Here is a 22,505-nt window from a genome sequence, read left to right as displayed (position 1 = left end):
TCATCCTGAAGAATAATATCTGTTTACATTCTGTGAAAAATATAGTATTGATTTTAAGGAAGAACCACCCTTTCGAGTGGTCCGTAAGTAGAAACGTTTGCTCTTAAAAAACTATTGTACGATAACCTTATACGACTTTACTGTCGATTTTGTTTCTACTTTGATAATATACATGCCTGTCGGCAAAGAGGATGTGCTGATTGTAGCATCACCTGAAAATTTGCCTGATTTGATTAATTGTCCTTGAGCTGAGAACATTGTGAAAGTTCCCTCTTCTCCAGATTTTACATTTAAGTTTTCTCCAGATTTTACAGGATTTGGAAATACCTTAATATCATTCGCAACAGATTTCACTTCAGAAATTGAAGACTTAGCCGTCATTTCACCTTTTTTAGCGAAAGAAGCATAAGGAGAAAGTGGCGAATTTGGAGCACCTCTTTTTACAAGATCTGTATCTACAACCGTCTGAATTCCATCTGCGTCTGCATCGTTAATTGTTGAAATAAACCCACCGCCTAATGTATCAAGATTGTCTTTTCCGATTGTGTAAAGATCATAATCAATATTATTAGACATTAAATCAACAAAATCTGGTTTGTCGTCTCCATCTGTATTTCTTAATGGATACTTCATAATTCCTGAATCTGGTGAAGTTTCTAAAACATCAGCGATTCCGTTGTTTCCAACTGCAACTCCATTGTCTATAACTCCATTGTGATCTGCATCGATTTGATCGATCACAGAAGTTGGGATTCCGGATTCAAATAAATCTAAAATTCCGTCATTATCAGAATCAAGATCTAAATAACTTGAAATTCCGTCACCTAATTCTGCGATAACTAATTTGTCACCATCCACATCATCATCTTCAAATTTTCCATTTCCGTTAAGATCTTCCAATGCATCAGGAATTCCATCATTATCAGAATCTTTATCACAAGCATCAACAATTCCGTCTCCGTCGCTGTCTAAACTTGATGATTTGTCATTTACAGCAGAACAACCCTCCGCACAATCAGGAATACCGTTTCCATTATTGTCAATACTGTCATTTCCGTTCGGACATCTATCGTTACAGTTTGGAACTCCATCCTGATCATCATCAAGCTGAACAAAAGCATTATAAATGTAATATTGTTGAGCCAACGTAATCCCAATTCCCGGGTTGATTTCAATTTTCATTCTGTCAAACGGTTTTGTTGCCGTAAAACCTACATAAAACTGATTGGAAGCCGAAGTAATGAACTGCCCGCTGAATAATCCGCCGGCAGTTCTGGATTCTGTAGCTGTTGTTCCTTTATAAAAAGTAATTGTAATATAATCTAAAGCATTAATTGTAAATAAATTAGCACTTTTTGTCAATGTAAAACCTCCGAAAGTTCCTACAGGATATTCTCCCGTATTACTTTTCACCGTTAATCTTACCGTTGGAGTTAAAAGATTTATTGGCGAAAAATTTACTGTTGCAAAGTTTGAAGTATTTGTATCAACTACGTTGTCTGTATTGGTAATATTTGTCAGTCCGAAAATTGTGCCCGAAGCTCCTGTCCAAGATGCACCGGGAACAATTTCTCCCAATCTTGCAGTTCCTGAAGTCTGAATATATTCATTACAGTCACAGCTTTGAGGTTCTTCAAATGCATAGAAAACTTTCAAAGCACCAAAATTTACACCCAGAGTCTGAGTTATTTTTAATCTAACCTCATTAAAAGGTTTAGTTGTTGTAAGGGAAATTTTTTGTTTGTTGGAACCAAATCTCAATACTTTAATATTGATTAGTCCTCCTCCATCAGATAAGTTTTTAGAATCTTGCAGCTGCCCGAATAAATAGGTTTCGATAGTGATGTTTTTTAAAAATTCAGCACTTAATAATTTCCCCTGATCATCAGGTTCAATTACAAATCCGGCTTTATTTCCTGAAGGATATACCTGGTTTTTATCCAAAACACCCACCGAATAAGATCCTAATAATCCAGCCGGCAAAACAATAGAACCGTAAGAATTTTTATCTCCGTCTCCAATTTTTTCTCTGTCATTCACATAAGAAAGAGGCGCAAGGAAATTACTGCTTCCTGAAACATTTCCGTCTACTCCGCTTCCTGCGATAATATCGTCACAAATTCCGTTGGTTTCCACAGGAACTTTGTTCGGATCAAAAGCAAAAGCATAATAAACATTTAGCGCACTGAAAACAGAAAGCACATTTACCTGATACAATCTTACTTCGTCAAAAGCCTTAGTTGTTTTGAAATGCAAGAAAATTCTGGTTTTCGTACCGCCAAAAGCAGGAACAGAAAGTAAAGTCGAACTATTTGAAGTTTCCTGAAGAACTCCTGCTTTATAAGTACTGATTCTTAAGTTGCTTAAAAAACTTGCTGTAATAACGCTTGTCCCCAAGTCAACATTAAAACCTGTAATAAAACCGGCAGGATATATTGTATTTGTGTTTTTTACAGAAATGCCGTTTCCGCTTACCAAAGTAGCAAAGCTACCCATACTTACGCTGTTATCTAGATTTGCATCTATAACAGGATTCATGCTGCCATTGTAGCATGCAAGACAAATTCCGCTTCCGTTGACAGGTTTTGCTTCTACACCCATTCCTCGAATCGGTGTGTAACCCTGTCCGAAAGCCGTTACAGACATTGCCAATAGCATCAGCAAAGCCGCAACTTTCTCGAATAATTTTTTTGTCATTTTGAATTAATTTATGTTAGAGTTTGTGTATTTTTTTAAAGTGTTTGCCAAGTATAGACTCCTGATGAAATTTTGCAGCCGTAGAAATTTCCTGATGTTCCCGATTTTCCATAAACAATAGCTCCTTCATTACTTGCGTTACAATCTGTTGTCGCCGGAATTCCCGTTGATTTTATTAAAATACCCTTGCTTACTTCCAAATCAGGGATATTAGTTCCGCTAGGTGTCATATTGATCCCAACATCAGTTATTGCCGTTCCAATTACGCCCTGTCCCGAAAAAGCATGAGCCGTATTTGCATAAACCGTCTGATTAGGTATCGTTGCATTAGCATTTGTACCAAAAGCGATTGCACCTCCCGCTCCACTTGCTGTGTTGGCATTACCGAAAGCGTAATTATTAGTTGTAACATTATTTCCCGTTCCAAAAGCAAAACCACCTGAGTTCACATTTGAGTTCCCTACATTTATTCCACTTACATTGACGCTAGCTGTTCCATTGTTATTACCTAAAACAACCGTATTTGCATCTGTTGCAAAATTGCTATTACCAATAACTTTTGCACCATTTAAAGCACTATTCTTTGCGCCGATTGCCGCTCCGGGAAAATTCGCAGCCTGTGCAGCGACCGTATTATCTCTTCCTAATGCTATATTCGATGAAGTGTTGTTTGATAAAGTATTATTTGAACCCCAAGAAATAGAAGCATAAGGAGATGAAGTATTCGAATTTCCTCCTCTTAAATTTCCATTAACGTCAAGAATTGCTTTTACGGAATTATTTGTACTTAAAACTAAGTTTTGATTATCCGTAGTTCCTAAAAAATTACCTGATGAAATCGTAGCTCCCAAAGCTGATGTGGTAGCCGTTGTTCCTGAGTTCCCCACAATTTTCCAATCGGATGACTGAGGTTGTGTAGTCTGCATCCAAACTGTTCCGTCAAAATAATAATATCCCGAACTTGTAACATTGATTGTTTGACCAGCAGGAGCCGTATCCGAAGTTGTTATATACACCATTGCTCCAGTCTGAGCAGCAGTATAATTTTTCGCTCTTAGCTGATCTCCTGTAAGTCTTGGTGCAATAATTCCGTCAAGTTTATTTGTACTGGAAGGAAAACCAACGACATCCAAAGTTGCCTGTCCTAAATTTGTATTAATACCAACTTGAGCACTTCCCATAACACTGAGAAAAGTCAAGACTGATAATCCGAATAATTTAACTCTCATTTTAAAGATATTTGTTGTTTTTTGTGTGTTTTAAAAAAGACAGGAAGCTACAGTTTAGTTAAAACTGAATTTATCCAGTGTATCTAAATTTCTTTATTAAGCTATTCTCAGCTCATTTCTTGAAATAGAATTTGGGAATGTTTGGGAAAGCCTGATATTTGATAGCTCCCATATAAAAAGCTTTGCGCCTTTCATATATAAGCCTAATTATTAATATCAAACTAAAGAGCAAAATCAAGGCTTTGCTCTGAAGAAGAGAATAATTTGTATCCAAAGTTGTGTGTTTTTTTCAGACACAAATATAGTATATTTTTAATTAAAATGATATTTTATTATTAATTTATTTAAATTAATAATAATTTTAACATAAAATAAATAAATTTAAAAGACAAAATATAAAAATAGTTTAATTATAATAAAATATCGTTTAATTAACTTTAACAATAATATATTACAATTGAAAGAATGATGATAAAAATATTATTACATGCATAAAAAAAAGCCTGAACATTTTTGTTCAGGCTTCATTATTTTAGGTAAACTAGAATTATTTCAATTCTACTTCAGCACCAGCTTCTTCTAATTGCTTCTTAAGAGCTTCAGCTTCGTCTTTAGAGATACCTTCTTTGATTGGAGCAGGAGCACCATCTACGATATCTTTAGCTTCTTTAAGACCAGCACCAGTTAAATCTTTTACTAATTTAACGATAGCTAATTTAGAAGCACCTGCAGACTTAAGAATTACGTCGAATTCAGTCTTTTCTTCAGCAGCTTCACCTGCACCAGCAGCAGAAACTACTACTGCAGCAGCAGCTGGCTCAATTCCGTACTCATCCTTAAGGATAGCAGCTAATTCGTTTACGTCTTTTACTGTTAAGTTTACTAGCGTTTCAGCTAAATTTTTTAAATCTGACATTGTTGTAATGTTTTTGTTGATTATTTATTATTTTTTGAGTGTAATTATTCAGCAGCTGGCGTTTCGTCAGTGCTTTCTGCAGCAGGAGCTTCTGGAGCTGCCTCAGCAGGAGTTTCTTCTACAGCAGGAGCAGCAACTTCTTCAGTTGTAGCTTCTACAGTTTCAGATTTGTTTTGAAGAGCAGAAATAACTCTTTGGATTGGAGACTGAAGTAATCCGATGATTTCACCGATCATTTCTTCTCTAGACTTAATGCTTACTAGAGCATCAAGGTTGTTGTCACCAACATAGAAAGTTTCTTGTACGAAAGCTGATTTTAAAGCAGGCTTTTCTTCTTTCTTTCTGAAGTCTTTGATTAATTTTGCAGGAGCGTTAGCTGTTTCAGCAATCATTAAAGCAGAGTTACCTTTGAAAGTTACAAACATTTCAGAGAAATCTACTCCGTCAATTTGCTCCATTGCTTTTTGCAAAAGTGTATTTTTTACAACTTTTACTTTGATATTTTGCTTGAAAGCCTGTCTTCTGAAGTCTGATGCTTTACCAGCATTCAATCCTTCAAGATCTGCAACATATACTACTTTAGCATCCTGAAGCAAATCTTTGATCTCTTGTATCGCTACAACTTTTTGGTCTTTTGTCATTGTCTTAAGGATTATAATTAGTTAACAGATTTAGTATCGATTGCAATACCTGGGCTCATTGTAGAAGACAAATAAATAGACTTCACATAAGTTCCTTTAGCAGCAGTCGGTTTCATTTTAATCAAAGTCTGGATCAATTCCTGAGCATTTTCCTTGATTTTAGCAGCATCGAAAGACACTTTACCAATACCAGCGTGGATAATACCGTATTTATCAACTTTGAAATCAATTTTACCAGCTTTTACTTCAGTTACTGCTTTACCAATTTCCATAGTTACAGTACCTGATTTTGGGTTAGGCATCAAACCTCTTGGTCCTAATACTCTACCCAATGGTCCTAATTTACCCATAACAGCCGGCATAGTAACGATAACGTCAACATCTGTCCAACCGTCTTTGATTTTTTGTAAATATTCATCAAGACCTACATAGTCAGCTCCAGCTTCTTTAGCTTCAGCTTCTTTATCTGGAGTTACTAAAGCCAAAACTTTAACATCTTTACCAGTACCGTGAGGAAGAGATACAACACCTCTTACCATTTGGTTTGCTTTTCTTGGATCTACACCCAATCTTACAGCGATATCTACAGAAGCATCAAACTTTGCAGTGTTCACTTCTTTTACAAGAGCTGAACCTTCTTCAAGGTTATAGATTCTTCCTTTTTCTACTTTGCTTAAAGCTTCCTTTTGCTTTTTAGTCAATTTTGCCATTTCTCTAAGTATTAAGCGTTAAAAGTTGGTTTAGTTCCTGTTACTCTTAATCCCATAGATCTAGCAGTACCTGCAACCATAGAAACTGCAGAATCCATTGTAAAGCAGTTAAGGTCAGTCATTTTATCTTCAGCGATTTTTTTAACCTGATCCCAAGATACAGCACCTACTTTGTTTCTGTTAGGTTCTCCGGAACCACCCTTGATTTTAGCCGCATCCATTAACTGGATTGCTGCAGGAGGAGTTTTAATTACGAATTCAAAAGATTTGTCTTCGTATACTGTAATTACTACAGGTAAAACTTGTCCTGGCTTATCTTGAGTTCTTCCGTTAAATTGCTTACAAAACTCCATGATGTTCACACCTGCAGAACCCAAAGCTGGACCTACTGGTGGAGAAGGGTTGGCAGCGCCACCTTTCACCTGAAGTTTTACCATTTTAAAGACTTTTTTAGCCATTTTTTGTTTTTTAAATTTGAATAATTAATGAGTTTGGAAGCATTTATTATTCAGCAGGTTACCGCACTCACATAAAGTAAGCCTACTTTTCGGATTGCAAAATTATGAATTTTTTTTGAAATAGCAAATTGATATTCTTTATTTTTAGTAAAAATTATCAATAAATAAAAAACCACTCATTTTACAATAAGTGGTTTTAGAATATTTTTAAGTATAATTTATACTTTTTCTACTTGTACATAGCTAAGCTCCATTGGAGTTTTTCTACCGAAGATAAGAACAGAAACTTCAATTTTCTTTTTATCTTCAAGAATTTTTTCTACTGTTCCGTTGAAACCGTTGAATGGTCCGTCAATTACTTTAACGTTTTCTCCAACTACGTAAGGAATTTCAACATCACTCGCAAATTCTGACAACTCATCCATTCTTCCGAGCATTCTGTTTACTTCAGATTTTCTCATTGGAACAGGATCACCTCCTTTTGTTAAACTTAAGAAAGATATAACTCCGGGAATGTTCTTAATAACGTGAGGAATCTCCCCCATCAAATCAGCTTCAATCATTAAGTATCCAGGATAGTAAGGTCTTTCTTTAGGAACTTTTTTTCCGTTTCTAATCTGAATAACCTTTTCCATAGGAATAACTACTTGAGTAACATACTGCTCAAACCCTAAACGTTTGATTTCTGTCTCAATATAGTTTTTCACTTTATTTTCCTGTCCGCTGATTGCTTTCAGCACATACCATTTCAATTCGCTCATTTTTGGAAAATACTTTTATTATTAATTGAACAAGTTGATTAGCATTCCTATGATGTTACTAATTGCTTTAGAAAACAATTCGTCAACTCCGAAAGTAAATAATGCCAAGATAACTGTTGCAATAGTCACTACAATTGTAGAAGATTGCAGGTCAGACCATTTTGGCCATTCAACTTTATGTCTGAATTCGTTATAAGAACCTTTTAAAAAATCGATAAATGAACTCATAATTATTATTTGCACGGGCACAAGGATTCGAACCCTGATCAACGGTTTTGGAGACCGGTATCCTACCATTGGACGATGCCCGTAGATAAAAAGCTTCCGAGAGTTTCCTTTCGGAAGCTTTATTTATTTTAAGATGATTAGTCTAAGATTTCAGTAACCTGACCTGAACCAACTGTTCTACCTCCTTCTCTGATCGCAAATCTAAGACCTACGTTAAGAGCGATTGGTTGTAACAATTCTACAGTGATCTCTAAGTTATCACCAGGCATTACCATTTCCACACCTTCTGGTAAGAAGATCTCACCTGTAACGTCAGTAGTTCTTACGTAGAACTGAGGACGGTACTTGTTGTGGAATGGAGTGTGACGTCCACCTTCTTCTTTAGAAAGGATATAAACAGAAGCTTTGAATTTTTTGTGTGGCTTCACAGAATCTTTCTTAGCGATAACCATACCTCTCTTGATGTCAGTTTTTTCAATACCTCTCAACAATAGACCTACGTTATCTCCAGCTTCACCTCTGTCTAGGATTTTTCTGAACATTTCAACTCCTGTAATTGTAGAAGTTAATTTTTCATCACCCATACCTACGATATCAACTGGATCTCCAGTGTTGATAACACCAGCCTCGATTCTACCAGTTGCTACAGTACCTCTACCTGTAATAGAGAATACATCTTCAATAGGCATCAAGAATGGCTTATCCATATCTCTTGTTGGTTGCTCGATCCAAGTATCAACAGCATCCATTAATTCTTCTACGCTTTTGAACCACTTATCTTCTGTGTTAACAGGGCTTGAAGTAGCTGCAGTAAGTGCACCTAATGCAGAACCTTGAATTACAGGAGAGTTATCTCCGTCGAATTCGTAAGTAGATAATAGGTCTCTAAGTTCCATTTCAACAAGCTCTAATAATTCAGCATCGTCTACCATGTCAACTTTATTCATGAAAACAACAATTCTAGGTACGTTTACCTGACGGCAAAGTAAGATGTGTTCTCTTGTCTGAGGCATAGGTCCGTCAGTTGCAGCACATACTACGATTGCTCCATCCATCTGAGCAGCACCAGTTACCATGTTCTTAACATAATCGGCGTGACCTGGACAGTCAACGTGAGCATAGTGTCTATTTTCAGTTTCGTACTCAATGTGAGCAGTATTGATAGTGATACCTCTTTCTTTTTCTTCTGGAGCAGAGTCAATTGCAGAGAAGTCTTTTTTCTCAGCAAGACCTTTGCTAGCTAATACAGCAGAAATAGCAGCTGTAAGTGTAGTTTTACCATGGTCAACGTGACCAATAGTACCAATGTTCAAGTGTGGTTTGTTACGATTAAACGTTTCCTTTGCCATGATTTAAAATTATTTATTTATTGTTTTTCAAATTTTCGGTGTGCAAATATAATGAATTTTTAAATACCAAAACCTTTTTATTAAAAAAAGTTTCAATATTCAGATCCAATGAAGTACAAACCTTATATTTCAATGTATGAGAGTGCAAATTTACACATTTTTCTTAATAGAAAAAATCACTTCCTATCGTTTTATTAAAATTCCTAACTATCTTATTAATTATGAATACAATAAATGATAAAAAAATGATAATTTCAAAATAATCATTTTTAAAAATCCGTAGCAAATCTTTTCTCGTAGATATAAATACAACTACTAAAATTAATATTATGAGAAAACTATTACACATTTGTTTGGCTGTGTTCGCCATTACTACATTATTTTCGTGTGACAATTCGGATGACAATACTATGAACATGTCGGAAACTATGATTCAGGGTCCCGATCTTATGGTTTATGGACTTACTGCAATGAATGAAATTGTCTACTTTAATTCCAACAATCCAAAAACTTTCACTTCAAAAACGGCTGTAACAGGAGTTCCATCAGGAGAAAAATTATTAAGCATAGATTTCAGACCGGCGACAGGAGAATTGTATGCATTATCTAATGCCAGTAAATTATATATTATTAACACTGCCAATGCTTCAGCCAGAGTCGTAAGCTCAACTGCATTTGCTCCTGCAATTTCAGGAACAACAGCTTCAATTGATTTCAATCCTACCGTTGACAGAATTCGTTTAGTAAGTAATATCGGGCAAAACCTGCGTTTACATCCGGAAACAGGAGCTTTAGCCGCAATGGACACTTCTATTAACGGAACAGGAAGCCCATCAGTAACAGGAGTAGCTTATACAAACAGCAAATCAGGAGCATCTTCTACTATTTTATATGATATTGATCCTGCTGCGGGAAAATTATTTAAGCAAGATCCCCCAAATAACGGGACTTTAGTAGAAGTTGGAAGTTTGGGAACAACGTTTACCGGACAGGCTGCTTTTGATATTAAATATGATAACAGCACAGCTTTATTAGCTTTAAATGATAAATTACACATTCTGGATCTGAATAACGGAAAAGCGACAAGTATAGGATTACTTCAACAGGCAATTATTGATTTGGCAATTCCTACAGAACCGGTAGCTTATGCCATAGATAATTCTAATAATCTTCAAATATTCAATCCAAACAGTCCGATGCCAGTTTCAAAAGCAGTGACCGGTCTGCAAAGTGGTGAAAGTATTTTAGGAATAGATTTCCGACCTTTAAATGGACAATTATATGCATTGGGAAGTACGAGTAGAATTTACACCATCAATTTGGGAACAGGCGCTGCAACTTCTGTTGGAACATCTCCTTTTGCAACTTTACTTTCCGGAACAGATTTCGGGTTTGATTTCAATCCGAGCGTCGACAAAATAAGAGTTGTAAGCAACACAGGACAAAACCTTCGTTTGGATCCTGTAACCGGAGGAATTACAGCTGTAGATACTGCAATAAATCCTGTCGGAGCAATGATAAGTGCTGCAGCTTATACCAATAATTTTGCAGGAACCACCGCTACTACTCTATTTGTAATTGATCATAATACAGACAAATTATATCAGCAAAATCCTCCGAATAACGGAACTTTGGTAGAAACAGGTTCTTTGGGAATCAATATTACAAGCACGAACGGTTTTGATATTGGAAGCATGAGCCAAAAAGCTTATTTAATGGCTTCAGTAGGTTCAGCTACAAAAATTTATACTGTCAATACATCAACAGGAGCTGCAACTTCAGTTGCAGATTATCCGAATAGTGTAAAAGCTTTTGCAGTAGGATTAGGGTTTTAAACTCATAATATTTTTATTTCAATAATGGTGAAGCGCGGAAAACTTTGTTTTCCGCGCTTCTGGTTAATATAATATGAAAGAATAATTTATATCTGTTGAGACTTTTTTGTTCTGTTAAAAATCCAGAAAATGATTGGGAAAATTAACAATGTTAAAACAGTCGCCGTAATCAATCCTCCAATAATGACAATTGCCAAAGGTTTCTGAGATTCCGAGCCAATTCCCGTTGATAAAGCTGCAGGCATTAGTCCAATAGAAGCCATCAATGCTGTCATAATTACAGGACGTGTTCTTGATTTTACACCGTGCAATATCGATTCATCTAAACTTAATCCGTTTTTGACATTCTGATGGAATTCTGTGATAAGAATTACCCCGTTCTGAATACAGATTCCGAGCAATGCAATCATTCCTACTCCTGCAGAAATTCCGAAATTAATTCCGGTTACATGCAACGCTATAATTCCTCCGATCAATGCAAAAGGCACATTTGCCAATACCAAAAGTGAATCTTTCATGTTTCCGAAAAGGATAAATAAAAGGAAGAAAATCCCTAAAATACTGATCGGCACAACCTGAGTCAATCGTTTTGAAGCTCGTTGTTGGTTTTCAAACTGACCTGTCCAACCGACAGAATAACCGTCCGGAAGATCAATTTTAGCCACTTCTTTTTGTGCATCTGCAATCGTACTTCCCAAATCACGGTCACGAATTGAGAATTTCACTCCAATATATCTTTTAATATCGTCTCTGTAAATAAATGCAGCTCCGTTATCTTTTTCGATTGTACTGATTTCTTTTAAAGGAATCTTCGCTCCGTCCTGCGTAGGAACCATCAAAGCTGCAATATCGTTTTCATCTTTTCTGTATTCCTGAGAATAACGGAGACGAATCGGGAATTTTCTTTCACCGTCAAACATTTCTGAAGCTGTCTTTCCACCAAAAGCCATTTCCAAAACCGCTTGTGCATCTGCAGGCATAACTCCGTAAGCTGCCATTTTATCTCTGTCAAGAACTACACTTACTTCCGGCTGACCAATGTTTTTAATAATTCCGGGATCTTTTACACCATTTACGTTTTTAATTTGCTTTAAAACTTTTTCGGCAAGTATATCCAAAGTTTGAAGATTATCTCCATAAATTTTAATACCATTTTCAGCTTTGAAACCAGCCACCGCTTCAGCAACGTTGTCCGAAATCGGCTGCGAATAATTGAATGTAATTCCCTGATAAGTTCTCAGCTTTTTGTCTATTTCCTCGATCAGTTCTTCGTAGGTAATCTTTCGTTTCCATTCATTTTTAGGTTTAAGATTGACGGCAAACTGTACAAATCCAAAACCGTTCGGGTCGGTTCCGTCGTTACTTCTCCCTGTTTGTGCAAGAACATCCGTGACTTCCGAGAAGCTCATAATATCCTTCTTTAAAAGATCGGCTGTTTTTAATGATTCCTTTAATGAAGAACTCATCGGCATTTCTGCGGTGATCCAAAGTGAACCTTCATTCAATTGAGGTAAAAATTCTGTTCCTAAAAATTTTCCTGAGAATAATGTCACCGCCAAGAATGAAATAGCAACAATTAAGCTCATTTTTTTATGTTTAAAAGTAAAATTGAAACCTTTTAAAACAATTCTGTCCCAAAAATTAACGAATGGATTATTCTTTTCCTTCACATTTTTATTTAAAAGGATGTGTGAAAGAACAGGAACCAATGTCAATGTAAAAATCAAAGCTCCCATTAAGGCAAAACCTAATGTAAATGCCAATGGTGAAAACATTTTCCCCTCAACCTTCTGGAATGAGAAAATTGGAATTAAGGAAGTGATAATGATTAATTTTGAAAAGAAAATAGCTTTTCCTAAACCAGTTCCCGTTTGCTTGATCCAACCTCCTTTAGCCATTTTATTGAACTTTTCATCGCCGTATTTGTGAGCTTTGTGATCGAGCATTACAAAGAGTCCTTCAACCATGACGACGGCTCCATCGATGATAATTCCAAAGTCAACAGCCCCTAAAGAAAGTAAATTGGCGCTCATTCCTGCCATTTTTAAGCATAAAAAAGCAAATAATAAGGATAATGGGATGATGATGGAAACAATCAAAGTGGTTCTCCAATCTGCCATGAAAATTAAAACGATAACGGTTACCAGAATAATTCCTTCCAACAAATTGTGCATTACAGTTTCTGTTGTGAAATCCATCAAGTTATCACGGTCGTAGAAAGTGACCATTTTCACATCTTTCGGAAGAATTTTTTCGTTAAGTTCTTTAATTTTAGCTTTTACTCCAACCAAAACTTCACGAGGATTTTCGCCTTTTCTCATCACGACGATTCCTTCTACCGTATCTTCCTGACCATTCAAGCCAGCCTGTCCTACTCTAGGCATTGAGCTTTCATGAACGTCTGCAACATTTTTTACCAAAACAGGGTTTCCTTTATCATTTTCAATGGTAATATTGCCAATATCTGTAACGGATTTTACCAAACCTATTCCTCGTACAACATAAGCCTGTCCGTTTTTCTCGATAACATCACCTCCGACATTCAAGTTACTTTTCGTTACAGCATCATAAACCTGAAGCGGTGTCAGATTATATTTATCTAAAGCTCTCGGATCGATACTTAATTCAAAAACTTTATCCTGACCTCCGAAAACATTGATATCTGCAACTCCCGGAACTCCTCTTAAAGCACGATCGATTACCCAGTTTTGTAAGGTTAATAATTCTCGGGAATCTTTCTTTTTACTCTGTAAAGTATATCTGAAAATCTCTCCGGTCGGTCCGTAAGGCGGCTGAACTTCAGGATCGACTTCATCCGGAAGACTAACTGTTCGCAATTGATTATTCACCTGATTTCTTGCAAAAGTATCGTCTACTCCATCGTCAAAAAGAATTTTAACAATGGAAAGTCCAAACATTGTGGTACTTCTTACACTTGTTTTCTTCTGAACCGGACTCATCGCCAATTCGATAGGTGTCGTTACAAAACGCTCTACTTCTTCCGCGCTTCGTCCATTCCATTGAGTAATGATGACGATTTGAGTATTGGTAACGTCCGGAAAAGCTTCAATAGGCATATTTTTGAAGCTTATAAATCCTGCAACCGCCAAAATAGCTACCCAAATAAAGGTAAATGCCTTATTTTTTAACGAAAAAGCAATTATATTTTTAATGAATTTATTCATGATGAATTTTTTGTGACCTAAAAAAGTCGTTGAAAGAAATTTTTAATTCTTCTTTTTTAAATATTAATTTTGAACCATTAAGGAAATTTAAGCTGATAAGAATTATTAAGTGATTCGCAAGCGAATTGATAATGCTCAATGCTAAAAAATATCTTAGATATTTTCTTAATTAAACTTAACCACTTCAATAACTCTTAATGGTTTAAAATAAATTAACTATTCAAAGAGCGATAAATCAACAATTGATTATTCGTGATCACTTCTTCTCCTTCAGATAAACCTTCCGACACATAAGTGATATCACCAACCTGTTTCAACACTTTTATTTCTTTAACCTTTACATCTGTTCTGGATTTATAAATTACCACAAAACTTCTGTTATCATCAAAAATCACTGCTTTTGAAGGAACAGTCAATGCCATGTTATTTTCAGAGCTTGTGACTTTTATGGTTGCTTTACTGTCAGGAATCAAGAGTCCGTTCTGATTGTCCAAAACCACTCTTGCCTGCATTGCATTCGTATCGGGATCAATGATTTTGAAAATCTTGTCAATTTTTCCATCAAAAACTTTGTCAGGATAAGACAATGTGGAAACCTGCGCTTTCATTCCGAGACTGATTTTATCAATATCAGATTCGTTCACGTTCATGATTGCCCAAACATTGGTTGTATTCGCAACATCAAAAATATTTTCGCTTCTGTCGCTTCTCAACTGCATATCTTTATTGATATTTTTTTGAACAATATATCCTGTAATCGGAGCTACGACACTATAAATATTTCCTTTCTTCACATTATAAACCGTACTTACCGCACCCGCTCTCTGCATTTGATCCTGTGCTTTTTGCAACTGACTTTTAGCTTCCAACACATCTCTTTCTGTGTTTAATTTTCCTTCGTACATTTCTTTTGCAACCCGAAGATTGTTTTGTGCAACCACCAAATCCGTCTTTGCATCGCTTACATCCTTCTGAACTTCCGCCAACTCCGTACTTCTGATGGTTGCCAAAACCTGTCCTTTCGTCACATGATCTCCTAATTCCACGTTGACACTCAGAACATTTCCTCCTACCAACGGATAAACATCGATATAACTGTTTTTATCAGCCGATATTTTTCCGTAAAAATTGTAATCGTCTTCTATATATTTTTTCTCAACTTTTGCTAAATCGATTGAATTCAGCATTGTGTTGCTCAGTTCAAAACCTTTTTTTGCCTGTGGTTTTACTTCCTGTTCTTTTTTTGAACAAGATAAAACTGACAAAGCTATCATTATCGGGATTATATAATTTTTCATGTTTAATAGAAGATTTTCGTTTGTACTAGTTGATTCAATTGTTCTGCCGACTGCATAATGTCGTTTTTCATATCATAAATTTGAAGGGCAGTTTCTCTGTAACTGTCCATAAAGTCTGCAAATTCGATAAGACTAATGTTTCCTTTTCTGAAATTGCTCAACATTCCGTTGTAGACCAGCTCCATATTATTAAGGTCATTCGTTTTGATTTCTGCCAATTGGTCAAACTGTGATTTCCAGGTTCTGTAGGCAGACTGAACTTTAGTTTCAAGATTTAATTTTTGAAATTCTGCATTTTTCTGATTCTGTTGAATGGCAAAATTCGCTTTATCTACATTTCCTTTATTTGATTTCCATAAAGGCAACGGAATTCCGATCATCAGATTGGCTTCATTTTTAAAAGTTCCGCCATTTTGATCCCATCCCGCTCCGACATTAAGATCCGGAACGTTTAAGGATTTTTGCCATTGAGCGTAGAGCTTACTGTTTTCAATTAATTTTAAATTATATTGATAATCTGCATTATTCTCCAATGCTTTTTTCTTAAGTTCCGTTTCGTCACCGAAAGGTTGAGAAGCCAGAATATCTTTTGCTTCCGAGTCTGAAAGTTGTGGATTGATGTCGTCCGTAATTCCTGTAAGAACTTTTAAATTCTGTTCGAATTCAAGAATATTTTTATTAATACCAATTTTATCGTTGTTCAGCTGAATTACAATACTTTGAAGTCTCACTTCGTCTCTCAAAGAAACATTTCCTTTCGCGGACTGCACTTTGTAAGCAGCAAGAAGGTCATTCATATAACCTAGCTGTCTGTTTGTATTTTCAAGTTTTAGTTTTTCGTAATAAAAATCAAAATAAGTAGTACGAAGCTGAGATTTCAAATCAACAAGAAGTTGAGAAAACTGAAGCTGAGCCAATTCTTTATTGGATTTCGCAAAGGCAATTTCATTTTTCTTCTTGCCTCCCATGTAAATTAACTGCGTTACCTGTGCGCCTTTTGCATGCCCTACATCGAAAACTTTTCTGTCTTCAGGATTATATGCATTGATTTGTCCGCTCAGTTGCGGAAGTTCCCAGATTTTAGCCTGCAAAATATCTGCATCGGCCATGTTGATGTTGTACTGTTCGGCGAGCAGTTGTAAATTGTTCTTTTGGAAAGCTTCTTCACAGTCCAAAAGCGACATTTGCTGTTGTGCCGTCACAAATGAGGAAATGACGAGCAACAGCCCTGCAAATTTGTTCATTTTATTGATTTTATGATACAAAAATGCCTTTATGCTATTAAAATGCTCTTAAAGAATCCTTAAAAAAAAATTAAATTGTCTTGAAGCAGTGATTTAAGACGTTGCTATAAATAAAATATGATGTTAATTTACAGTCACTTATTAAATACAACACTAAATTTATTTAATAAGTCTGCAGGAGAAGTATAGATAATTTTTGCTCCGTGATATTCAAGAATTCTTTTAACAATTCTTAAACCGAGCCCAGAACCGGAAATATTTTGAGAATTTTTGCCTCTTTTAAAAGCCTCAAATAATTTTGACTGCTCTTCCTGTGGAATTGTGTTTCCATGAGAAATGACATCGACAATGAGATTTTCGTCCGTTTCAGTAATTAAAACATCAACTTCTACATCATCGGAATAAACTGCTGCATTTTTAAACAAATTAATAAAAACAATATCCAGCAAAGACTGAACACCTTTTATCGTCAATAATGCATTTTCGGAGGTATTTTCAGAAATTAAAAAATCCATTTTCAGTTTTGGATAACTTTTTTCTACTGCTTCGAAAGATTCGAAAATCACTTCATCAATTCTTACTTCTTCATAAATACTCTGAATATTTTCCCTGTCAAATTTTGTCAATAATAATAATGAATTCGTCAAATCCGACAATTGATAGACATCACGTTGAATCTGTTTTAATGCAATTAAAGTTTCGGGAGAATGTTTCTCAAACTTAATTAAATTCTCCAATTGGAAAGCCATTCTGGTAATCGGAGTACGAATTTCGTGGGAAGCGCTTGCGGTAAAATCTTTCTGTGACTGAAAAACATCATCCAATCTTGCAATCATTGTATTGAAAGATTGTGCAAGAACATTAATTTCGTCGTTGGAATTACGAACTGGGATCTGTGTTGTGAGTTTATGTGCCGTAACCTCCGAAATCTCCTGATTGAGATCTTCTAAAGGCTTTAAAAACTGTCCCATAAAATAATAACTGAAAAAACCAATGAGCAAAGTACTCATCACATAAGCCGTTATCAAAAGGTATTTCAGGTAAGCCAGCTTTGAATTTCCGTTCGTATCTAAAGCGCTTGTAAGAATATAATAGTTTTCGCCATTGATGGTTTTGAGAGCCGCATAAATCTCAGGAACTGTTTTTTCGGAATAAACAATCTTTTTTTCGTCCAGTTCTTTTAATAAGGCGCTGTCCCAAGTCACATTCCGATCTTTGATCGTGCTGTAGATAAGTTCTTTTTCAGCATTAAAAATTAAGATCGTCTCATTCAAAAGAATATTATCTGAGTTTTCATTAAAAAAAACAGGCGCTTCTTCTTCAAAATCTTTGGACTTGGCAATAAAATGAGAAGTGAACTCCAATCTCTGTCTGAATCTTTCTTTGAATTCTTCTCTTCTGAAATCATTAAAAGACATATAAATCACCGCCATCACAATACCGAAAAGCAATGAAAAGGCAATACTGAGATTAAGTGCGATCTTCCTTTTTAAAGACATTTTATAATGGACTTAAATAATATCCGAAACCGGAACGTGTATGAATTAGTTTAATTTTAAAATCTTTGTCGATTTTTTTTCGTAAAAAATTGATGTAAACTTCAACCGTGTTTGTATTCGTATTGAAATTATGTTCCCAAACATGTTCGGTGATCTGTTGCTTTGAAACCGTTCTTCCCTGCGCTTCTGCTAAATAAACCAACAATTGAAATTCTTTTAAAGTAAGACTGATTTCATTTCCTGCACGAAAAACTTTTTGTTCGGTTTTATTGACAATTAAATCATCGATTCTTATAATATCCTGGTCAGTGGTTTCAGAAGGTGTTTTTCTTCTTAACAAAGAATTTATACGCAATAATAATTCCTCAAACTGGAAAGGTTTTACCAAATAATCATCCGCTAATCTCGTAAAAGCATCTTTTTTATCGGAAAGATCTCCGTAAGCCGAAATAATAATGATGGGAGTATTTTTATCGAAAGAACGAATCGTCTGACAAACATCCAGCCCGTTGATCTTCGGAACATTGATATCCAACAAATACAGATCGTAAGTGCTGTTCTTTATCTGACGAAGAAATGTCTCACCATCATAGATTTTATCACACGTAAAATTGTTTGACTCCAAAAACTTACAAAGCTCCGCTGACAAAATAAGGTCGTCTTCCAACAAAAGGATATTCATCAATATTTATTTTATACGAATTTAACGAAAATTTTTATGATTGTGAAGGAATTGAACTGACAGGAGAAATACTTTAATTAAATTTTAAGGTGAAGGCTCGATTTATTTAATTGTAAAAAGACTATTAAGAAAGGTGAAAACTCAAACCATTAAGATCCTATAAGAAATCAAGTTTAATTTAATACAGAATCGCGGATTTAATTTAATTTAAATAATTGAAGCTCAGATTGATAAATTATGCTTACATTTATTCTTAACTAAAACCTTAAAACTTAAAAACATGAATTATCCAAACATTTTATTAGGCAGCCCAAAAGTTATCGCAGAAGGTGTGCGTTATTTGGGAATAAATGAGATTAAAGGCAAAATGAACAACGCCACCATTATGTCGTGGGCAAAAGATGTCGGTGTTCAAAAAGATTATACTTCCGACGAGGTGGCATGGTGTGGATTATATGTCGCAAAAGTTGTACAAAAAGCAGGCTTTCAACCCGTAACAGATCCGCTTTGGGCTTTAAACTGGCGAAAATTCGGAACCAAGCAAACTATTGCGATGCTCGGTGATGTTTTAGTATTTACAAGAGAAAATGGCGGTCACGTCGGTTTTTATGTCGCAGAAGATGACAGCTGTTTTCATGTCTTAGGAGGAAATCAAAGTGATTCTGTAAGCATTATCAGAATTGAGAAGAAAAGATGTGTCGGTATTCGCCGTTGCGACTGGAAGATTGCTCAACCGGAAACTGTAAGAAAATATATTGTTGCTGCAAATGGTAAAATTTCTACCAACGAAGCTTAGCGCTAAAAAAATATAATCTGTTTTTATCTCGGACTCGTTTTCTGAATTTTCTTAAGATATAATTAGATAATGTTCAAAATTTAAAGTTCAAAAAAGCTATTAAAATTTCTAAACAATGATCAATATTTTTTAATAAAAACCAGAAGTTCAGGCAAAAAAATATCCCGAGGAAATCGGGATTAAAATGAGAGCCAACTACGGGACTTGAACCCGTGACCTCTTCCTTACCAAGGAAGCACTCTACCGCTGAGCTAAGTCGGCCTTAAACAAAAAAATCACGCTAAATATAGTGTGATTTTTGTTGAGCGGAAGACGAGGGTCGAACTCGCGACATTCAGCTTGGAAGGCTGACGCTCTACCAACTGAGCTACTTCCGCAATTTTGTTTCCAAAACTATTGGTAAACGCTTTGCAAAGCTAAGAAAATTTCTTAAAATCTGCAAGACTTTTTCTAATATAAAATGTGGGGAGAGCAGGATTCGAACCTACGAAGCCGAAGCAACTGAGTTACAGTCAGTCCCATTTAGCCACTCTGGAATCTCCCCAGATATTTTATATTAAAATTGAGCTTCCAGAGGGATTCGAACCCACGACCCCGAGATTACAAATCACGTGCTCTGGCCAGCTGAGCTATGGAAGCGTTTTAATATTCTGAATGAAAGTTTTTGAGAAAATTCTACTCTAAACATTTCATTAGTTAAAAAAATTACTTTTTTCAAGTATTTTTTTTGAGCGGAAGACGAGGGTCGAACTCGCGACATTCAGCTTGGAAGGCTGACGCTCTACCAACTGAGCTACTTCCGCAATTTTGTTTCCAAAATCATTGGTAACGGTTTGCAAATCTAAGAAAACTTCTTGAAACCTGCAAGACTTTTTTTAATAAAAAAACTGTGGGGAGAGCAGGATTCGAACCTACGAAGCCGAAGCAACTGAGTTACAGTCAGTCCCATTTAGCCACTCTGGAATCTCCCCAGGTTTTAGATTAAATTGAGCTTCCAGAGGGATTCGAACCCACGACCCCGAGATTACAAATCACGTGCTCTGGCCAGCTGAGCTATGGAAGCGTTTAAATAACAAAGAATTCAAAAGAACACTGTTCCCTTTTTGCGAGTGCAAATATAGAACGGTTTTTTTGAATTCTCAAATTTTTTAATGACTTTTTTTATCTTTTTTTTCTACGCCAGTTCTTTTTTCTTGATTAATAGCTTTTTAGCAGTATCCACGCACAGGTCTAAACTTTCTTCAAAACTAGCAGATGTCTTTTTCACAACGATATCGTCACCCGGAACCGCCAAAATAAGCTCGGCAGTTTTATTTGCTTTATCTGCATTATTTTCCACTTTTAAAAAGATTTTACATTCTTGAATTTTGTCGTAAAAAGTATCCAATTTACTTACTTTTTTTTCAATGTGTGATTCTAGTGGTTCGTGTGGAGTTAAACCAATTGATTGTACTGTGATCTTCATAATTCTTCTTTTTTTGATGCTCTAGGATGAGCCTGATTAAACACTTTTTTCAATTGTTCGATATTAGCATTCGTATAGACTTGAGTACTCGCAAGACTGGAATGCCCTAATATTTTCTTTACTTTGGAAATCTCCGCCCCATTGTCCAAAACGTGAGTAGCAAAGCTATGACGAAGGATGTGAGGGCTTCTTTTTTCCTTTGTTGTTATAAGACTAAGGTACTTATTAACCACCACATAAACAAATTTTTCGTTGAGTTTTTTACCTTTCTTGTTGACAAAAAAATATGATTGATGTTCTGTCTGTGGCTTCCTTATTTCCAAATAACTTCTAAGCATATCCGATAAATCTTCGGAAATGGGAATATATCTTTCTTTATTACCCTTTCCTATTATTTTCAACTCGTTTCCGCTTAAATTAACATTCTCAAAAGTCATACCACAAAGCTCAGCTTTACGAATTCCTGTCTGGTATAAAACCTCTACAATACATTTTTCCAAAATATCATGAACCTCATCAAAAACCTGATCATTAAGCTTTTGCATTTCAGCTTCAGACATTGGAATCTGTTTTTCGGGATAAAATTTTAATGATGAAATACTTTCTGTGGGAGAAACTTTTATCTCACCGATCTTTAAAAGAAAAAGATAAAAGCTGCGAAGTGATGATAATTTTCGATTGATACTGCGTTTGGAAATATCGTTCTCACTCAGTTCTACAATGAAATTTCTGATAACTTTCTTGTCGGCTTTGGAAATATCTTCAGATGATTCTGTTTTGAGATAAAAATGAGAAAAATCTTCAAGATCTTTTCTGTAACTTGTAATAGTGTGAGGTGAATACCTCTTTTCGAATTCTAAATATTCTAAAAATTTGCTCAGCATTATGCAATGTATAAAAACAAAAATTCACTCTTCAAATATAACTATTTAAAGAGTGAATTAGTATGCGAATTAAGAAAATTTCTTAAGCCTGCTCTTCTTTGCTAAGATTTCTTTGCTTGTGAGCAGCTTTCAATCTAGCTTGTCTTAAAGTTACAGAAGGCTTGATAAACGCTTGTCTAGATCTCAATTGACGAACTGTACCCGTTTTATCAAATTTTCTTTTATATTTTTTTAATGCTCTGTCGATGGATTCACCATCTTTTACTGGAATTATTAACATATATTACATCTCATTTTGGATTGCAAAACTAAGTCTTTTTTATTAAATAACAAAGATTTTATTAAATAAATTATTACCTGATAAAACTCAACAATGGGAGAATATTTAATAAAAAAACATATTTAACAGATAATTCGTAATAATTTTAGATTAATTATTAAATAAAATTCAACAAAATTTATACTTTTGCATTCTTTATTTATTTAGATTTGCAATTTATTTAAAATATTAAAAACCAAACGACTATGCGAATAACTCAACACCTCCCTATTTAAAGGAATTTCTTTCCTAAGAGAACGCTATTCAACAAAAAAATCGATTTTATTTCGATGCTTATATCTGAGTAAA

19 protein-coding genes and 8 tRNA genes are annotated in these 22,505 nt (G+C 35.2%); 2 read left to right on the top strand and 25 right to left on the bottom strand.

From position 1 onward, the window contains the following. Positions 1-111: 111 nt before the first annotated feature. The 10 genes from ABD940_RS20115 to tuf form a co-directional block, all read right to left on the bottom strand. On the bottom strand, positions 112-2,697 hold the full coding sequence (locus tag ABD940_RS20115; protein WP_345207857.1) for a T9SS type A sorting domain-containing protein: 2,586 nt from the start codon (positions 2,695-2,697) through the stop codon (positions 112-114). Positions 2,698-2,732: 35 nt separating this feature from the next. Further along, positions 2,733-3,926, bottom strand: a complete 1,194-nt coding sequence (locus tag ABD940_RS20110; RefSeq protein WP_345207855.1) for a hypothetical protein — start codon at positions 3,924-3,926, stop codon at positions 2,733-2,735. A gap of 547 nt (positions 3,927-4,473) precedes the next feature. Continuing rightward, positions 4,474-4,842: a 50S ribosomal protein L7/L12 gene (gene rplL / locus ABD940_RS20105; RefSeq protein WP_345207853.1), complete on the bottom strand. Its 369-nt coding sequence runs from the start codon at positions 4,840-4,842 to the stop codon at positions 4,474-4,476. Between the two features lie 44 nt (positions 4,843-4,886). Beyond that, positions 4,887-5,483 (bottom strand): 50S ribosomal protein L10, encoded by a 597-nt coding sequence (gene rplJ, locus ABD940_RS20100; RefSeq protein WP_345207851.1) that lies wholly within the window; start codon positions 5,481-5,483, stop codon positions 4,887-4,889. 17 nt (positions 5,484-5,500) lie between these two features. Beyond that, positions 5,501-6,193 carry a 50S ribosomal protein L1 gene (rplA, locus tag ABD940_RS20095; protein WP_062697382.1) on the bottom strand — a complete coding sequence of 231 codons (693 nt, stop codon included), beginning with the start codon at positions 6,191-6,193 and terminating at the stop codon, positions 5,501-5,503. Positions 6,194-6,204: 11 nt separating this feature from the next. Continuing rightward, positions 6,205-6,651 carry a 50S ribosomal protein L11 gene (rplK, locus tag ABD940_RS20090; protein WP_047399346.1) on the bottom strand — a complete coding sequence of 149 codons (447 nt, stop codon included), beginning with the start codon at positions 6,649-6,651 and terminating at the stop codon, positions 6,205-6,207. Between the two features lie 218 nt (positions 6,652-6,869). Continuing rightward, a complete protein-coding gene (nusG, locus tag ABD940_RS20085; protein WP_072883530.1) occupies positions 6,870-7,412 on the bottom strand; it encodes a transcription termination/antitermination protein NusG in 543 nt (180 codons plus the stop codon). A 21-nt stretch (positions 7,413-7,433) separates the two neighbouring features. Further along, the gene (gene secE, locus ABD940_RS20080) at positions 7,434-7,640 is read right to left on the bottom strand and encodes a preprotein translocase subunit SecE (RefSeq protein ID WP_029295580.1); all 207 of its coding nucleotides are present in this window, start codon (positions 7,638-7,640) and stop codon (positions 7,434-7,436) included. Positions 7,641-7,652: 12 nt separating this feature from the next. Beyond that, positions 7,653-7,723 (bottom strand) — tRNA-Trp (locus ABD940_RS20075). Between the two features lie 54 nt (positions 7,724-7,777). Beyond that, positions 7,778-8,989 (bottom strand): elongation factor Tu, encoded by a 1,212-nt coding sequence (gene tuf / locus ABD940_RS20070; protein WP_345207845.1) that lies wholly within the window; start codon positions 8,987-8,989, stop codon positions 7,778-7,780. A 329-nt stretch (positions 8,990-9,318) separates the two neighbouring features. Here tuf and ABD940_RS20065 point away from each other — a divergent pair, with 329 nt between their 5' ends. Continuing rightward, a complete protein-coding gene (locus ABD940_RS20065) occupies positions 9,319-10,824 on the top strand; it encodes a DUF4394 domain-containing protein (protein WP_345207843.1) in 1,506 nt (501 codons plus the stop codon). Between the two features lie 86 nt (positions 10,825-10,910). Here the strand turns inward: ABD940_RS20065 and ABD940_RS20060 are convergent, their stop codons facing one another. From ABD940_RS20060 to ABD940_RS20040, 5 genes are all read right to left on the bottom strand, one after another. Continuing rightward, entirely contained in the window at positions 10,911-14,009 is a 3,099-nt protein-coding gene (locus tag ABD940_RS20060; protein ID WP_345207841.1) for an efflux RND transporter permease subunit, read from the bottom strand. 212 nt (positions 14,010-14,221) lie between these two features. Further along, positions 14,222-15,307 (bottom strand): efflux RND transporter periplasmic adaptor subunit, encoded by a 1,086-nt coding sequence (locus tag ABD940_RS20055; RefSeq protein ID WP_345207839.1) that lies wholly within the window; start codon positions 15,305-15,307, stop codon positions 14,222-14,224. Positions 15,308-15,309: 2 nt separating this feature from the next. Continuing rightward, positions 15,310-16,551 (bottom strand): TolC family protein, encoded by a 1,242-nt coding sequence (locus tag ABD940_RS20050; RefSeq protein WP_345207837.1) that lies wholly within the window; start codon positions 16,549-16,551, stop codon positions 15,310-15,312. Between the two features lie 134 nt (positions 16,552-16,685). Further along, on the bottom strand, positions 16,686-18,050 hold the full coding sequence (locus tag ABD940_RS20045; protein ID WP_345207835.1) for an ATP-binding protein: 1,365 nt from the start codon (positions 18,048-18,050) through the stop codon (positions 16,686-16,688). Between the two features lies 1 nt (position 18,051). Beyond that, positions 18,052-18,732 (bottom strand): response regulator transcription factor, encoded by a 681-nt coding sequence (locus ABD940_RS20040; protein ID WP_345207833.1) that lies wholly within the window; start codon positions 18,730-18,732, stop codon positions 18,052-18,054. 280 nt (positions 18,733-19,012) lie between these two features. Between ABD940_RS20040 and ABD940_RS20035 the strand changes: the two genes are divergently transcribed. Beyond that, positions 19,013-19,528, top strand: coding sequence for a TIGR02594 family protein (locus ABD940_RS20035; RefSeq protein ID WP_345207831.1), 516 nt, complete (start codon positions 19,013-19,015; stop codon positions 19,526-19,528). Positions 19,529-19,717: 189 nt separating this feature from the next. On the opposite strand, the gene ABD940_RS20030 is transcribed toward ABD940_RS20035, so the two are convergent. From ABD940_RS20030 to rpsU, 10 genes are all read right to left on the bottom strand, one after another. Further along, a tRNA-Thr gene (locus ABD940_RS20030) sits at positions 19,718-19,789 on the bottom strand. A gap of 43 nt (positions 19,790-19,832) precedes the next feature. Next, a tRNA-Gly gene (locus ABD940_RS20025) sits at positions 19,833-19,905 on the bottom strand. Between the two features lie 86 nt (positions 19,906-19,991). Then, positions 19,992-20,072: transfer RNA gene (locus tag ABD940_RS20020), tRNA-Tyr, on the bottom strand. Positions 20,073-20,093: 21 nt separating this feature from the next. After that, positions 20,094-20,167, bottom strand: a tRNA-Thr gene (locus ABD940_RS20015). A gap of 91 nt (positions 20,168-20,258) precedes the next feature. Further along, positions 20,259-20,331 (bottom strand) — tRNA-Gly (locus tag ABD940_RS20010). A gap of 87 nt (positions 20,332-20,418) precedes the next feature. After that, positions 20,419-20,499, bottom strand: a tRNA-Tyr gene (locus ABD940_RS20005). An 18-nt stretch (positions 20,500-20,517) separates the two neighbouring features. Continuing rightward, a tRNA-Thr gene (locus ABD940_RS20000) sits at positions 20,518-20,591 on the bottom strand. 111 nt (positions 20,592-20,702) lie between these two features. Next, positions 20,703-20,993: an HPF/RaiA family ribosome-associated protein gene (locus ABD940_RS19995; protein WP_345207829.1), complete on the bottom strand. Its 291-nt coding sequence runs from the start codon at positions 20,991-20,993 to the stop codon at positions 20,703-20,705. Beyond that, on the bottom strand, positions 20,990-21,877 hold the full coding sequence (locus ABD940_RS19990) for a tyrosine-type recombinase/integrase (RefSeq protein WP_345207827.1): 888 nt from the start codon (positions 21,875-21,877) through the stop codon (positions 20,990-20,992). The genes ABD940_RS19995 and ABD940_RS19990 overlap by 4 nt, the downstream gene beginning before the upstream one ends. A gap of 82 nt (positions 21,878-21,959) precedes the next feature. Continuing rightward, positions 21,960-22,157, bottom strand: a complete 198-nt coding sequence (rpsU, locus tag ABD940_RS19985; RefSeq protein ID WP_062162413.1) for a 30S ribosomal protein S21 — start codon at positions 22,155-22,157, stop codon at positions 21,960-21,962. Between the last annotated feature and the right edge of the window lie 348 nt (positions 22,158-22,505).

Source organism: Chryseobacterium ginsengisoli (assembly GCF_039542325.1).
Lineage (GTDB): Bacteria > Bacteroidota > Bacteroidia > Flavobacteriales > Weeksellaceae > Chryseobacterium > Chryseobacterium ginsengisoli.
Note: the sequence above shows the minus strand (reverse complement) of the source record. Positions and strands in the feature narration are given on the sequence as shown.